The following is a 14965-nucleotide window of genomic DNA, read 5'->3' on the forward strand; positions in this document are numbered from 1 at the left end:
TGTCCTAAATTTTCAAGAGAGAAATGATGAATCTACAGGAAATTAACGTTTTAATAGATGGTTATAACTTAGAACTTATTAAAGGTACTGGTATAAAAACTTATGGCATAAGTCTAATTAAAGCCTTGGCTTGTTTAGGAGCAAATACAGATATCTTATGCAGTCGCTATACCAATAATACTGATTCTATTTTAGACGAAACTTTATTTTTTGACATCCCCAAACAAACTGACAGCAAATTGTCTTTAGCTAAGAGTATGGTCTTCGCGGCTAGTAAGCAATTTTATCGAGCAAAAAAAATACCAGTGAGTGACTTCGTTATCAAGCAAAATAGCGATCTTATTTTTGAATATTTATCCAAGTCTGGAGAAATTTTTAATCTTCCTGATTGTTTTGCGATCGCTAATAATCTATATAAGCGGTTAGGAATGAATGCGAACATTAATGTGCCCAAAAAAATTGATGTATGGCACGCAACATATCCATTACCCGTACAAGTCAACAACGCTAAAAGAATCACGACAATTCATGATTTAATACCACTCAAACTACCCTATACAACTTTAGATGATAAGAGTTTTTTCTTCAATAATATAAAAAAATCCATTCAAGATTCTCAAGTTATTATTACCGTTTCCGAAAATACAAAAAAAGATATATTAGATTGTTTTGATATTCATCCAGATAAAATTAATGTCACATATCAACCAATCATTGATCAGACACTTGCACTCACAGAAAAATCAGAAGAAGAGATTTATAAACAATTAAAAAAATTTAGAATCAAATATAAAAAATACATTCTTTTTGTAGGAGCAATAGAGCCGAAAAAAAATGTAGGAAGACTGATAGACGCTTACAGTGGATTAGATACGGATATACAACTGGTGATAGTTGGAAAGAAGGCATGGTTATGGGAAGGGGAAATTGGTAAGCTAGAAGCAATGTTTAGCTCTAAATTTCATACCAAAGTTAAATTACTAGAATTTGTCACTAGAAATGATTTACTTTACTTATATAAAGGTGCTCTGTGTTTTGCTTTTCCATCCTTATATGAAGGATTTGGTTTACCACCTTTAGAAGCAATGGCGATGGGATGTCCTGTAATTACCTCTAATGTATCTTCTTTACCAGAAGTTTGTGGAGATGCTGCTCTTTATGTAGATCCCTATGATTCCATTGATATCAGGAAAAATCTTGAAACTCTGATCAATAACCCTCATCTGCAAAAACAGTTTTCCCAAGCAGGGAAAGAAAGAGTCAAGTTATTTAGCATGGAAAACTATGTTAAAAAACTTTATGAAGCATATACGAAAGTGCTCTAAGATGCCATAATACCCTTGTTTTTCTGGTAATCGGTATATTATGAAATTTCCCACACATGATAAATATTGGGTAGATACTGCAAATTTCTTAAAAGAAAATATTCAAGAAGGCGAAAAAATAGTAGCGCCAACTGAGTTTGCAGAACGATTTCCAGGAAAGACAAAATCTTATTCTGGCGTCATTAGTCAAGATGGGCGAAATTATGATTTAGTCGTCATTCATAAAGGTATGATGGATGACTTAGAATATTCTTGGTTAATGTTAGTGACTAAAGAGTATGTTCCGCTATTTGCTAATGAAGTATTTGTGATTTTTTCTAAAAACCTAAATCAACCTCAAATCGATAAAAATCTAGTTCATTGGCAAGCATTTGATGAAAAAATGCAAAACCTAGCCACATCAGAAATAAATTTACCAAAAGATACCAACGAATTACAAAATCAATCTTTTAAAACACTGCAACAAGATTCTATTGACTCTAATACGGATTATGCAACTCTTTCTTTAGGAAAAATTAAAGAATTAATGGATCATAGATACGAGTCTCAGAATGCTTATAGTGTTGTTTATTTGTGGGATGAAGTTAGAGCTAAAGAACTAAATAAACATGTAATTGAGGCTATTTTTCCCACTAATGAGAGTAGAATACTGGAAATTGGTTGTGGAATTGGAGGTAGTGCTGCCTACATAGATCAATGTAAAGAATATATTGGCACGGATCTTTCTGACGCAGCCATATCTCAAGCATATCTTCAGTATGGAAATAAACAGAATTTCCAGTTCATGACAATGGACGCCATGAATTTAAAATTTGAAGATAATAGATTTGACGTGGTTATTGCAAAAGAAGTTATAGAGCACCTTCCTAATCCTGTAAATTGTGTTAAAGAAGCTTTTAGAGTATTAAAAACTGGTGGTATTTTTATTGTTACTTCACCTAACCGTGACAGCTTACATCTGCGCGTCAACAGGATGCTTGGATATGAAAATTTTAAATGTTCCTTTGACCACATAAAAGAATTTACCTTTGAAGAAGCATCAGAAATGCTCATTCAAGAAGGCTTTAAAATTAAGAAGACAAAAGGTGCTTTTTTAATGCCATATTGGGGAATATCAACTGTAGATACACCTGTACGTCATTTAACTGATAATGATCCAATAATGGTTGAAATGCTCAGAGAATTGGGAGAACGTGTCGGTGCTGAGTATGGATTTTGTTTTATCATTATATGCGAAAAACCGTAGTTAATATGCAATTTATTTGTTGACATATGTCATTCATATAGGCATAGCTTTACTATGCCTTTAATTTAATTATGCTAATTGAACAAGATTTCAACCATTATAAAAATCTTCAAAAATTACAGAAATAGCTTGGTATAAATTTGCTAAGATCTTTATTAGTTAATCTATCTATTCTTTTATCTCAACCTACTGGCATAAGCAACTATGCTCAAAATATTTTTCCTTATTTAACATCTCTCAAACCAACTTTATTAACTGCTAAAAATTTCCCCGAATTTGACTGCTACCCGGTTCCCTCAAACTTAACTCCAGACCAAGGTACAAAAGGACATTTTAACCGCCTGATCTGGACACAATTCCAGCTACCACAAATCTATAAACAGCTAAAATCAAAACTTTTATTTTCCCCGCTACCGGAAGCGCCACTGTATACAAATTGTCGCTTTGTTGTGATGTTTCACGACTTGATACCGTTGCGCTTTCCTAGACGCTTTTCGCCATTAACACCTTACCACCGCTACTACACGCCACAAGTTTTAGCCCAAGCACAACACATTATTTGCAATTCCCAAGCTACTGCTCAGGATATTACCGACTTTTACCAAATTCCCGCCCATAAAATTACGCCCATTCTCTTAGCTTACGATCGCCTTCACTTCAGACCTCTAAATCTACCTACTCGCAACTACTTTCTTTACATCGGACGCCAAGATTCATACAAAAATATACAGCGACTTCTTAGTGCTTTTGCGGCGTTACCTAATTGCAAAGACTATGAACTATGGTTAGTAGGCCCAACTGATAAACGATACACACCAACATTAACAGCGCAAGTTGCTCAACTGGGTATAACTAATCAGGTAAAGTTCCTAAATTATGTACCCTATGGCGAATTACCGCAAATTATTAATGGTGCGATCGCTCTTGTTTTTCCTAGTCTCTGGGAAGGTTTCGGTTTACCTGTCTTGGAAGCAATGGCTTGTGGTACACCCGTCATCACCTCTAACCTTTCCTCTTTACCAGAAGTTGCTGGAGACGCAGCAATTCTCATCAATCCTTACAATACTGGAGAAATTACAGAAGCGATGCAGACTTTAGCAACTGATGCAAACATCAGAAACAATCTTTCTTATCAAAGTATCACCAGAGCCAATCAATTCAGTTGGGAAAAAACTGGACAAGCTACCGCCGCAGTTTTGTCACGCTTTCTTTAAATGCTAGGCTAAAGTTATCTTGCTCCCACTAGTACCCAATAAATCTTATGGTTGTGCAAACTCCCTCCCGCCTATATTCTATTGAAGAATATCTTTTACAAGAAGAGGCTGCAGAGTACCGTAGTGAATACCGTGACGGAGAAATTGTACCCATGACTGGAGCTTCAATTAATCATAATCAAATTATTGTCAATTTAATAATTGCTCTGGGTATGGCTCTCAGAGAACAAAATTATCATGTTTACACTAGTGATTTGCGCCTGTGGCTTCCTCGTCATCGTGAATACACATATCCAGATATTTTAATCATCAAAGATCAACCCGTTTTTCAAGAAGGACGCACCGACACAGTGCTAAATCCTACTATTATCTTTGAGATACTTTCTAAATCTACGAGTAGTCGAGATCGAGGAGATAAATTTACTTATTATCGTTCCATTCCCGAATTTCAAGAATATATTTTAATTGACCAATATCAGACTCATGTTGAGCAATTTAGCAAAACAGCAGAAGGAAAATGGCTATTTAGTGAATCCGACGATGAAGATGGATATTTAACCTTAGCTTCAGTCAACATTGCAATTCCCCATCGTCAGATTTATCAACGGGTAACATTAGAGAACCAACCCGAGTAGATATTTAATCAGTAATTCATCATCACGAATTACCAATTATTTAAGGTGTTCCTACCGCCCCAGAATAAACTAAACCTCGCTGCACATCCAAAGTCAAAATTGCGCCATCTCGAATGACTTGCGTCGCCTTTTTCACCCCAACAATCACCGGGACACCCAAACGCAAACCAATTACCGCCGCATGACTGGTCAAAGTCTCATCTTCAGTGATAATTCCCGCTGCTTTGCGAATCGCTTCGACAAAATCTGCAGTGGTGCGGGGAGCAACTAAAATATCGCCAGGATTAAAGTTAGATGCATCCATCCCTGTATAAGCAACCCTGGCGCGACCAGTCACAGAACCTTGTCCTAATCCAATTCCTTGACCAAGAATTGCTGTGACTACTTCTACTTTAATCAAATCTGTTGACCCAGAAACTCCTTGCAGAGTCCCTGCAGTCATGACTACCAAATCTCCCTCTGTGAGTAGGTCATTTTCTTGAGCAACATTGATAGCCGCTTGGAATGTCTGACCAGCAGAAGGCAATTCTAGCACCAATAGCGGTTTCACGCCCCAAACCATTTGTAGTTGTCGCGCCACATTCACGTGGGGAGTAATTGCCAAAATTGGTGTATGGGGGCGAAATTTGGACACATTGCGCGCTGTTGCCCCGGTTTGTGTTAGGGTCATAATCGCTGCAGCACCCAGTTGTTCGGCAATTTGTCCGACAGCTTGGCTAATAGCATTGGGAATGGAACGCCTAGCATCTTTTAACTGGCGCGTGGGATTCTGCACTTGTTCTTGCTCGATGCGTTCAGCAATTCTCGCCATCGTTGCTACAGCTTCTACTGGGTATTCACCCACAGCAGTTTCATTGGAAAGCATGACCGCATCCGTACCATCCAAGATGGCGTTAGCCACATCCGACACTTCGGCACGAGTAGGACGGGGGTTGCTGACCATGCTATCTAACATTTGCGTGGCGGTGATGATGGGAATCCCCAAGCGATTGGCTGTCGCAATCAGCCGCTTTTGCAGCACTGGGACATCCTCAGCTGGGAGTTCTACCCCCAAGTCACCTCTAGCCACCATGACGCCATCACACAAAGCTAGAACCGCTTCCATTTGTTCGATGGCTTCGTGCTTTTCAATTTTGGCAACCACTGGTACGTATTTTCCCGTACTGGAAATTAGCTCTTTGATTTCGATCATATCCTGTGGGTTGCGGACAAAGGAAAGCGCGACCCAATCCACACCTTGGTCTAGACCGAACATCAAATCCTCGCGGTCTTTGTCGGTCATGGCTTTAATTGAAAGGTAAACCCCAGGAAAGTTGACACCTTTGTTGTTAGAAAGTTTACCAGCCACCGTCACTCGACAGTGCAAGTCACCTTTATCGCGGTTAATATCCTCAACCACCATCTCTACTCGCCCGTCATCGAGGAGGATTTTTGCACCTATGGGGACTTCTTCCGCTAAATATTCGTAGGTGACGCAGCTAATTTCTTGTGTACCGATGACTGGACGATTTGTCAAGGTGAAGCGCGAGCCTTTCGCCACAACTATCGATCCGTTCTCAAACCGCCCCAGACGAATTTTTGGCCCTTGCAAGTCTTGGAGAATTGCTACTGGCTGATTAAGTTCAAAAGCGGTTTGCCGAATTAAGCGAATATTACGCTGATGGTCAGCATGAGTCCCGTGGGAGAAATTTAGCCGCAGTGTAGTTGCGCCCGCTTCAATAATTGCTTTGAGCATTTCTGGGCTACTAGTTGCAGGCCCAATAGTAGCAACAATTTTTGTCCGGCGTATAGAATCTCTTAATTGCATAAGGGATGGATCTAGGGAGCTATCTGGGAATTATCGTAAGTTAAGGAGCATTCAATTTTCAGTCACTGCCATAGCAGTTAGGGGGTAGGGATTGGGCATTGGACATTAGTTATTTCCCCCTCATCTCCCTCATCCCCAGTCCCCATTTGAATTGTTATCCTCTTTGGCGGGGGCTAGAACTGTTATCGTACACTAATCTTGGTTACATCCTCCCTGAGGAGGAGATTTGGCGATCAAATCTTTGGTACTCGCTACACCCTTTTGATTAATCCAAGATTTTCGTCTCGTTTGGAATCATAGCGCTATTCCTCTGCTGTTCAACAAAAATGGCGATAATTCTTGCTATACATTAATTTACAAAACTTTATTCTTCCCTAACCTTTATCGTATATTCGTAATGATTGGAAAGATAAGGAGTTGAGAATGTTAACGTCGGAGGCACCAAAACGATTGACTACCCCGCCCAAGGAATTTTTAGCGCCTCCTGGTGACTTTAACCCCACCCTACTGCTGTTTACGGTGGTGGTGATGATGCTAGTGTTATCCAATTTTGGTTACTGGCTATGGGAATGGCCCCACTGGTTGTGCTTTAGCGTTAATACTCTGGCGTTGCATTGTGCAGGAACTGTGATTCATGATGCTTGTCATCAATCGGCTCACCGCAATCGAGTGATCAACGCTTTGTTAGGACATGGTAGTGCATTAATATTGGCTTTTGCCTTTCCAGTATTCACACGGGTGCATTTGCAGCATCATGGTCATGTGAATCATCCCAAAGATGATCCCGATCATTATGTCTCTACTGGTGGGCCATTATGGTTAATTGCAGTCCGGTTTCTATACCATGAGGTGTTTTTCTTTCAACGGCGATTGTGGCGCAATTATGAACTACTAGAATGGTTTATTAGCCGCTTAATTGTTGTATCAGTTGTTTATATTTCGGTGCAATACCACTTTTTAGGTTACATTCTCAATTTTTGGTTCATCCCAGCATTTTTAGTGGGGATAGCACTAGGATTATTTTTTGATTATCTGCCCCATCGTCCTTTTGCGGAACGCGATCGCTGGAAAAATGCCCGCGTCTACCCTAATCGTTTGCTTAATATCCTCATTTTGGGACAAAATTATCACCTCATCCATCACTTGTGGCCTTCGATTCCCTGGTACAATTACCAGCCTGCATACTATACTATGAAGCCACTTTTAGATGAAAAAGGCTGTTATCAAACTTCCGGATTATTACAAAAAAAAGACTTTTTTGAGTTTGTTTACGACATTTTCCTCGGAATTAAATTTCATCACCATCAAGTGGTGGAAAAGTAGTAAATTTGGCAAAAAGTAGGGGCGAACGGTTGTTCGCCCTGATCAACAATTCATATGTAGCAAAAGTAGGGGCGAAAGGTTGTTCGCCCTGATCAACCATTCATCTGTTGCAAAGATTATTTGAATTGGTATAACTTGTGTTAGTAGTAGATTAAACTTAAGTTAAAGGCAATCTCCCGAAAGTGCTAGGGTGATTTTATGTTTCTTTTAATTTTTAGAAAAATACACGGTGGAACTAAAGGTGACTAGTATTGATAGCGACATCTTCTCTTTTTCGGGAGAAGTATTAGTTCCCCAGGCTTCTCCTGAATTTAAATCAGGTTTTATCGGCATTATCGGTCGTCCTAATGTCGGTAAATCTACCTTGATGAATGAAGTAGTAGGACAAAAAATTGCCATTACCTCACCTGTAGCACAAACTACACGGAATCGGTTAAGGGGTATATTAACTACACCAGAAGCCCAGCTAATTTTTGTAGATACACCAGGAATTCATAAACCCCATCACCAATTAGGGGAAGTTTTGGTGAAAAATGCCAAAATTGCCATTGAATCGGTGGATGTGCTGCTGTTTGTGGTGGATGGAACAGTTGCGTGTGGCGCAGGCGATCGCTTTATTGCCGAATTGCTCAGTCGCAGTCAAACCCCGGTGATTCTGGGTTTGAACAAAATCGATCAACAACCATCAGACACCCAAATTATAGATGATAGCTACGCACAACTAGCAGAGGTTCATCAATGGCAAACAGTAAAATTTTCTGCCAAGACTAATGCAGGAATACCCCAACTTAAAGATTTATTAATCGAACATTTAGAATACGGGCCATATTACTATCCCCCAGATTTGGTAACAGACCAGCCAGAACGCTTTATCATGGGGGAATTGATTCGGGAACAGATTTTACTCTTAACTAGAGAAGAAGTTCCCCATTCAGTAGCGATCGCTATCGATTTGGTAGAAGAAACCCCAAGCATCACCCGTGTCCTCGCCACTATCAATGTCGAAAGAGATTCTCAAAAAGGTATTTTGATTGGTAAAGGAGGGACAATGCTCAAATCCATTGGTAGCGCCGCCCGCGAACAAATTCAAAAGCTGATTGCTGGGAAAGTTTATCTAGAACTATTTGTGAAAGTCCAGCCAAAATGGCGACAGTCCCGCAATAGTTTAGCCGAGTTGGGTTATCGGGTGGAAGAATAGGGGTTAGGGATTACGGACTAGGGAACGCCTATGCTCCCCGTTCCTGGAAATACTCATCATACACCCTTGTTCAAAACAGAATTTTTGGCTTATGGCTCAAACTGCACAAAAATGGTACATTGTCAAGCATAGTACTGAAATATGCAAAATCGTCCCCGGTGAAGAACTTGGGGACGATAATTCTGAGATTATAGAACAGTGGGGGCCGTTTAATTCTCAAGGAGAAGCGATCGCCCATCGCATCGGATTAATCAGGGCTGGTAAATGTCAACCCCAATAAATCCAGGTGAAGATTCACAACCTTTAATTACTCACTCCGGTCGTAGCACCTTTAGCAGCAATTTGTTTACCAATCACTTCTACCGCCTTCGCAAATTGCGGATCTGCCATGGTGGCGAGTTTATCACGCTCGTTGAGCCATAAATCCTGACGCTGGGCATCGGTTAAATCCACCTTGACATCTGGATCAATCCCATGCTTATTAATATCTTTACCACTGGGTGTATGGTACTTGGCAATTGTCACTGCTAGCCCTGAACCATCTTCCAAAGGACGCACTGATTGCACTAAGCCCTTACCAAAAGTTTGACTACCTACCAAAACTGCCCGCTTGTTATCTTGCAGTGCACCTGAGAGAATTTCACTAGCACTAGCCGAGCCTTTATCTACCAAGACCACCAACGGCTTATTCGTTAAAGCGCGTCCGTTGGCTATCTCCCGCTCTTGTTCTCCTTGACGGTCAATAGTGGAAACAATTGTGCCTTTATTGAGCCACATGCGGGCAATTTCTACGCTGGAGAATAGCAAGCCACCGGGATTACCCCGCAAATCTAAAACATACCCAGAAACCTTTTTGGCTTCAAGAGCTTTGATGGCACTTTGCATTTCCTTACCAGCATTAGCACTGAACTGGTTCAAGCGGATATAACCAAGATTACCTGTAGAAGTTGGCTTTTGGGAAAACTTCACCGGATGAATTTCAATCCGAGCGCGTGTGATTTCAAACTGTTTTGTTTGACCACTGCGGCGAATTGTCAGCTTGACTTTTGTATTTGGTTCACCCCGGATCAGGGAAACGGCTTGATTGGTATCCATCCCCTTAGTACTTTTACCGTTGATGGAAAGAATTTCATCCTTAGCCAAAATTCCCGCTTTGAATGCAGGTGTGTCCTCAATGGGCGCAATCACAACCAGTTGCTTTGTCTTTTCGTCTTGACTGATAGTGATACCGATACCTGTTAGTTCACCGGAGGTATCCACCTGCATATTCTTGAATTCTGTGGGATCCATGAACCGGGTGTATGGGTCGTCTAGCTTTTTGAGCATTTCCCGGATGGATTTATAAGCTTCTTGCTGATTAGTATAAGACTTAGTCAAGTACTCCTTCCGCACAGCCTGCCAATCTAGCTGATTAAAAGTACCGTCCACGTATTGGCGTTGAACAATTTGCCAAACTTCGTCGATTAATTCCTTGGGACTTTCTTTAAATGAAGCCTGACCTCTTGAGTGAATGCCAAGACTAGTGACGGCAATTGTTGATAGCGTCACCGCCGTAGCGCCCAAAACCAGCTTACTTTTCGTAATTACCATAATGACAGCTGTGCCAGAAGGAAAATTTTTTATAGTTTCAGTATGCTCAATCTAGCACAGGGTATCACTGTCAAGACTAAGCATGTATTCTTATTACAACAAAATGGTTAAAGATCCGGCGATCGTGATCTAGGGGAGTGTGGGGAGTGTGGGGAGTGTGGGGAGTGTGGGGAGTGTGGGGAGATGGGGAGATGGGGAGATGGGGGAGATGGGGAGATGGGGAGATGGGGAGATGGGGAGATGGGGAGATGGGGAGATGGGGAGATGGGGAGATGGGAGATGGGGAGAAAATAAGTTTATGCTTACGCTTTTGATCTTCTACTTTCTCCCACACTTCCCACACCTCCCACACCTCCCACACCTCCCACACCTCCCACACCTCCCACACCTCCCACACCTCCCACACCTCCCACACTTCCCTCTCCTCCCACACCTCCCACACCTCCCACACCTCCTCCAGCCCCTAGCCTCTAGCCGCTCATGGCTCTACCCAGCGTCCATCTGCTTTGATCAGATTGATTAATTCCTCTACGCCTTGGTCTTCTGGGACTTTTTTAATCTCTTCTCTGCCGCGATATAAAGAAATGTAACCGGGGGTTTTGCCTACATAACCGTAGTCGGCATCTGCCATTTCTCCTGGCCCATTGACAATACAGCCCATAACTGCTATGTCTAACCCGGTGAGGTGTTTGGTTGCTTCCCGGACTTGGTGCAGTACTTCTTCTAGGTTAAATAAGGTACGTCCGCAGGAGGGACAGGCTACGTACTCTACCATAGTTTTCCGCAATCCTAAAGCTTGCAGAATGCTGTAGCAGACAGGAATTTCTTTTTCTGGGGCTTCGGTGAGTGAAACTCGGATGGTATCGCCAATGCCATCAGCAAGTAAAGTAGCAATACCTGCGGTGGATTTAATCCGTCCATATTCGCCATCCCCAGCTTCGGTGACGCCTAGATGTAGGGGATAATCCATACCCAAATCATCCATGCGTTTGGCGATGAGGCGATAGGCGGCTACCATGACGGGAACGCGCGAGGCTTTCATGGAAATGACGATGTTGCGGAAATCTAGGGACTCACAGATACGAATGAATTCTAAAGCCGATTCCACCATTCCTTCTGGGGTATCGCCATAGGTAAAGAGCATTCTTTCGGCGAGGGAACCATGATTTACCCCAATTCGCATTGCTTTACCTTGGTCTCGCAAGGAGACTACAAGAGGCTCTAAAGTTTCGCGGATTTTTTCGCCAATTTCGTCAAATTCAGCTTTGGTATATTCGCCTCGGTTGGCGTTTGGCTTTTCAAATACATACAACCCTGGATTAATCCGCACTTTCTCGATGTGCTTGGCGACTTCTAAAGCGATTTTCATGCCGTTGTGATGCACATCGGCCACAATGGGTACATCTCGATAAGTGCGAATTAGTTTTTGCTTAATTTCCGCTAGGGCTTTGGCGTGTGCCAAGCTGGGGACTGTTACCCGGACGATTTCGCAACCAATTTCGTGGAGACGACGAATGGCGGCTACGGAACCGTCTATATCTAATGTATCTTCGTTGATCATCGACTGTACTACCACGGGATAGCTACCCCCGATGGTGACATCGCCTACCTTTACAGGGCGGGTTTTACGCCGCTTGATTGTTGTGTCGAAGGTGGGTTGACTGGATGTGCTATTTACAGTTGTAACTGTAGGCAGAGTTTGCATAACCGCATTAGGTAAATTTGCTGTGGCGAAAATATCAAATTTCCAAACCTCTGCTTTTCAGATTGCCATAGGTGGTGTCATTTTGAGCGTTGCATAAGCAAAAAATACAACTTCGTGGAGCATAGGACATGGAACCTGAAGTTTAAGCCTTTGAACCTCAAGCGTCAGCCTTTGAACCTCAAGCGTCAGCCTTTTAACCTCAAGCGTCAGGCTTTGAACCTCAAGCGTCAGGCTTTGAACCTCAAGCGTCAGGCTTTGAACCTCAAGCGTCAGCCTTTGAACCTCAAGCGTCAGGCTTTGAACCTCAAGCGTCAGGCTTTGAACCTCAAGCGTCAGCCTTTGTGAACCTCAAGCGTCAGGCTTTGAACCTCAAGCGTCAGCCTTTTAACCTCAAGCGCGAGCCTTTTAACCTCAAGCTTCCCCACTTCCCCATCACCCCACCTCCCCATCACCCCACCTCCCCATCACCCCACCTCCCCATCACCCCACCTCCCCATCACCCCATCACCCCACCTCCCACACTCCCCTTTTCAACATTTCGTGGTTAGAGATTTTATGCCAAATAAAAGTTAAAAGTTTATGTCGAACAATTAGAATTTGACTAAGAGCATCAATCCGCCCTTTGACTTAAGTATTCTGTGGAATTGGCAAATTTTAGGAGACACAAACCTAGTAATAGTTTCCTGAAATCCTACTAAAGTAAGAATTTCAATTTAAAGGTGGCAACGCCATACAAATCTACCATTAGCTAACGCATGAATGAAACTGATTTAGCTTTTACTCCAGCTTTAGAGTTGGCACAATTAATCCGTCGTCGGGAAGTTTCGCCTTTAGAGTTGGTAGAAATATATTTAGAACGGATTGAACAGTTAAACCCGCAACTGGGAAGTTATTTTACGGTGACGGCAGAGTTAGCGATCGCCGATGCTAAAGCCAAAACTGAAGTGTTAACCAATACCTCGGAATTACCGCCCTTCTTTGGTGTACCGATTTCTATTAAAGACCTCAACTCTGTGGCAGGTATTCCCTGTACTTACGGCAATGCTGCTTTACTTAATAATATTCCTGACTATGATGATGGAGTGGTATCGCGGATTAAAGCGGCGGGATTTATTGTCTTGGGCAAAACAGCTACATCGGAGCTTGGTTCTTTTCCTTACAGTGAACCTACGGGATTACTCCCAGCTAGAAATCCTTGGAATTTAGATTATACTGCTGGCGGTTCTAGTGGTGGCGCGGCGTCGGCGGTGGCTGCGGGGTTATGTGCGATCGCCCAAGGTTCTGATGGTGGTGGTTCGATTCGGGGGCCTGCGGCTTGTTGTGGTTTGGTGGGGATTAAACCAGCACGGGGACGGGTGACAAAAGCGCCATTAGGCGATCGCTTGGCGGGAATTTCCACAAACGGCCCGATCGCCCGGACTGTGGCGGATGCAGCGGCGCTGTTGGATACAATGTCTGGTTATTTCATGGGCGATCCTTACTGGTTAAACGCTCCAGAACCATCGTTTTTAGCGGCTGTGCAAAATCAAGTTGGTAATCTGCGGATTGCTTTTACTACTAATATTCCTCCTTTGGGCGTCGCTGATGCTAACTGTACACAAGGAGTGTTGCAAACAGTCAAATTATTAGCAGAACTGGGACACCAAGTTGAGGAAAAATCCCCAGATTACAGCGGCTTGGTGGAACCGTTTCAGATTGTATGGCAAGCTGGGATAGCGGGATCGGGATTTCCCGTTGATTTAATGCAACCTTTAAATCGCTGGCTATTCAACCGCACAGGTACAGTTGGTGAATATGTGCAAGCTGTAGCCCAAATGCAAATTGTCGCTAGACAAATTGTGGCATTTTTTGAGACTGTGGATGTGTTGGTGCTACCGGTGTATCTGCATTCGCCGATTCGGGTAGGCGAATGGGCTGACTTGAGTCCAGAAGCAACATTTGAAAATATTATTAACTGGGTTGCACCTTGTCCCCCAGCTAACGCCACTGGACAACCAGCGATCGCTCTTCCTGTGGGTTTTGACAGCAATGGTTTACCGATCAGTGTGCAGTTAGTCGGTAAGCCTGCTGCAGAAGCTACCTTAATTAGCCTCGCCGCGCAACTAGAAGCCGCTAACCCTTGGATTCATCGCCGTCCAGCTTTGGCTATTTAATGTTAAATCCTGAAAAATTTCTCAACTGACGGTGTTTGCAGTTTTGCATCAGTTTGAGATTTTCAACTTGGGAACCATTGTATTGCTTTGGTTCCCAAAATTAATTATCACAACAACTATCTAAAAAACAGCAAGCCGGCTTACAGGCGTCTGCATACTTAATACTTCAGCCTTTTTATACTAGTTGAATTTAATTTCAAGAGGTTGCTAGGTGCAAATTATCTTGCTCACGAGCAGCAGCAACGAGAATTAAACACAAAGATGCGATCGCACTTTGCCATTCTTGTCTGATTTTTGAGTCTTCCACACCTGCAAATATTTCTACTAAGCGAGGAACTGCAGCTTCTAAAGCCGGACGAGTTACAGGACGGTGTAATTCAATTAAGCGAGTGAGACTTTCTTGATTATTCAAAAAACCGACTACCCATTTTGTGGCGTGGTTAGGACTATCTGGAACACGCTCAACTTTCAATTCATTTTTTAGCCAGTTGTAAAAAGGTGGTAGTTCCTGAGCTAAAACTGCGCCGGCGCTAGATAATGTTTCTTTGAGTAAACCAGTGTCTAAACTCGCTAATTTTTGTTGCAATTGAGTTGATTCCAGCAACTCATTTAGCGGTGTTGAAAGAATAACTTCTAACTGCGGCTCAGGAATATCTAAATGTTCAGAAAAAGTTGCAAGTAATAATGACATCTCACAAACCTCCAGAAATAACTAAACAAGATGAAAAACTTGTTGGCTGTGATGTTGGGCATTTATTGAGTGCCCATA

The 14965-nt window shown here is 42.4% G+C and carries 14 protein-coding genes and 1 pseudogene; 10 read left to right on the forward strand and 5 right to left on the reverse strand.

The window, feature by feature from the left end; translation table 11 throughout:
• Window positions 1-23: 23 nt before the first annotated feature.
• The 4 genes from MIC7126_RS0108155 (at window position 24) to MIC7126_RS0108170 (ending at window position 4420) form a co-directional block, all read left to right on the forward strand.
• Window positions 24-1325, forward strand: a complete 1302-nt coding sequence (locus MIC7126_RS0108155; RefSeq protein ID WP_238553622.1) for a glycosyltransferase family 4 protein — start codon at window positions 24-26, stop codon at window positions 1323-1325.
• A gap of 40 nt (window positions 1326-1365) precedes the next feature.
• On the forward strand, window positions 1366-2571 hold the full coding sequence (locus MIC7126_RS0108160) for a class I SAM-dependent methyltransferase (RefSeq protein ID WP_017652649.1): 1206 nt from the start codon (window positions 1366-1368) through the stop codon (window positions 2569-2571).
• Window positions 2572-2711: 140 nt separating this feature from the next.
• Window positions 2712-3785 (forward strand): glycosyltransferase family 4 protein, encoded by a 1074-nt coding sequence (locus MIC7126_RS0108165; protein ID WP_017652650.1) that lies wholly within the window; start codon window positions 2712-2714, stop codon window positions 3783-3785.
• Between the two features lie 47 nt (window positions 3786-3832).
• Window positions 3833-4420 (forward strand): Uma2 family endonuclease, encoded by a 588-nt coding sequence (locus tag MIC7126_RS0108170; protein WP_017652651.1) that lies wholly within the window; start codon window positions 3833-3835, stop codon window positions 4418-4420.
• Between the two features lie 40 nt (window positions 4421-4460).
• On the opposite strand, the gene pyk is transcribed toward MIC7126_RS0108170, so the two are convergent.
• Window positions 4461-6227 carry a pyruvate kinase gene (gene pyk / locus MIC7126_RS0108175; protein WP_017652652.1) on the reverse strand — a complete coding sequence of 589 codons (1767 nt, stop codon included), beginning with the start codon at window positions 6225-6227 and terminating at the stop codon, window positions 4461-4463.
• A gap of 423 nt (window positions 6228-6650) precedes the next feature.
• Here pyk and crtR point away from each other — a divergent pair, with 423 nt between their 5' ends.
• The 3 genes from crtR (at window position 6651) to MIC7126_RS0108190 (ending at window position 9028) form a co-directional block, all read left to right on the forward strand.
• A complete protein-coding gene (gene crtR / locus MIC7126_RS0108180; protein WP_017652653.1) occupies window positions 6651-7550 on the forward strand; it encodes a beta-carotene hydroxylase in 900 nt (299 codons plus the stop codon).
• Window positions 7551-7791: 241 nt separating this feature from the next.
• Window positions 7792-8748 carry a GTPase Era gene (gene era, locus MIC7126_RS0108185; protein WP_017652654.1) on the forward strand — a complete coding sequence of 319 codons (957 nt, stop codon included), beginning with the start codon at window positions 7792-7794 and terminating at the stop codon, window positions 8746-8748.
• A 91-nt stretch (window positions 8749-8839) separates the two neighbouring features.
• Window positions 8840-9028, forward strand: a complete 189-nt coding sequence (locus MIC7126_RS0108190) for a DDE transposase family protein (RefSeq protein WP_017652655.1) — start codon at window positions 8840-8842, stop codon at window positions 9026-9028.
• Window positions 9029-9051: 23 nt separating this feature from the next.
• Here MIC7126_RS0108190 and ctpC read toward each other — a convergent pair whose 3' ends face one another.
• The 3 genes from ctpC to ispG form a co-directional block, all read right to left on the reverse strand.
• Window positions 9052-10338, reverse strand: coding sequence for a carboxyl-terminal processing protease CtpC (gene ctpC, locus MIC7126_RS0108195; RefSeq protein ID WP_017652656.1), 1287 nt, complete (start codon window positions 10336-10338; stop codon window positions 9052-9054).
• 76 nt (window positions 10339-10414) lie between these two features.
• Window positions 10415-10753 (reverse strand): hypothetical protein, encoded by a 339-nt coding sequence (locus MIC7126_RS31545; RefSeq protein WP_193787684.1) that lies wholly within the window; start codon window positions 10751-10753, stop codon window positions 10415-10417.
• Between the two features lie 63 nt (window positions 10754-10816).
• A complete protein-coding gene (gene ispG, locus MIC7126_RS0108210; RefSeq protein ID WP_017652659.1) occupies window positions 10817-12043 on the reverse strand; it encodes a (E)-4-hydroxy-3-methylbut-2-enyl-diphosphate synthase in 1227 nt (408 codons plus the stop codon).
• A 114-nt stretch (window positions 12044-12157) separates the two neighbouring features.
• Between ispG and MIC7126_RS0108215 the strand changes: the two genes are divergently transcribed.
• The 3 genes and pseudogenes from MIC7126_RS0108215 (at window position 12158) to MIC7126_RS0108225 (ending at window position 14196) form a co-directional block, all read left to right on the forward strand.
• Window positions 12158-12388, forward strand: coding sequence for a hypothetical protein (locus MIC7126_RS0108215; RefSeq protein WP_017652660.1), 231 nt, complete (start codon window positions 12158-12160; stop codon window positions 12386-12388).
• Window positions 12301-12591, forward strand: a pseudogene (locus MIC7126_RS31210) (hypothetical protein); the annotation flags it as partial. The gene MIC7126_RS0108215 and the pseudogene MIC7126_RS31210, both read left to right, overlap by 88 nt.
• A 207-nt stretch (window positions 12592-12798) precedes the next feature.
• Window positions 12799-14196 carry an amidase gene (locus MIC7126_RS0108225; protein ID WP_017652662.1) on the forward strand — a complete coding sequence of 466 codons (1398 nt, stop codon included), beginning with the start codon at window positions 12799-12801 and terminating at the stop codon, window positions 14194-14196.
• A 196-nt stretch (window positions 14197-14392) separates the two neighbouring features.
• Here the strand turns inward: MIC7126_RS0108225 and MIC7126_RS0108230 are convergent, their stop codons facing one another.
• Complete coding sequence (locus tag MIC7126_RS0108230; protein ID WP_017652663.1) at window positions 14393-14887, reverse strand: hypothetical protein; 495 nt, start codon at window positions 14885-14887, stop codon at window positions 14393-14395.
• Between the last annotated feature and the right edge of the window lie 78 nt (window positions 14888-14965).

The organism is Fortiea contorta PCC 7126, assembly GCF_000332295.1.
Taxonomy (GTDB): Bacteria; Cyanobacteriota; Cyanobacteriia; order Cyanobacteriales; family Nostocaceae; genus Fortiea; species Fortiea contorta.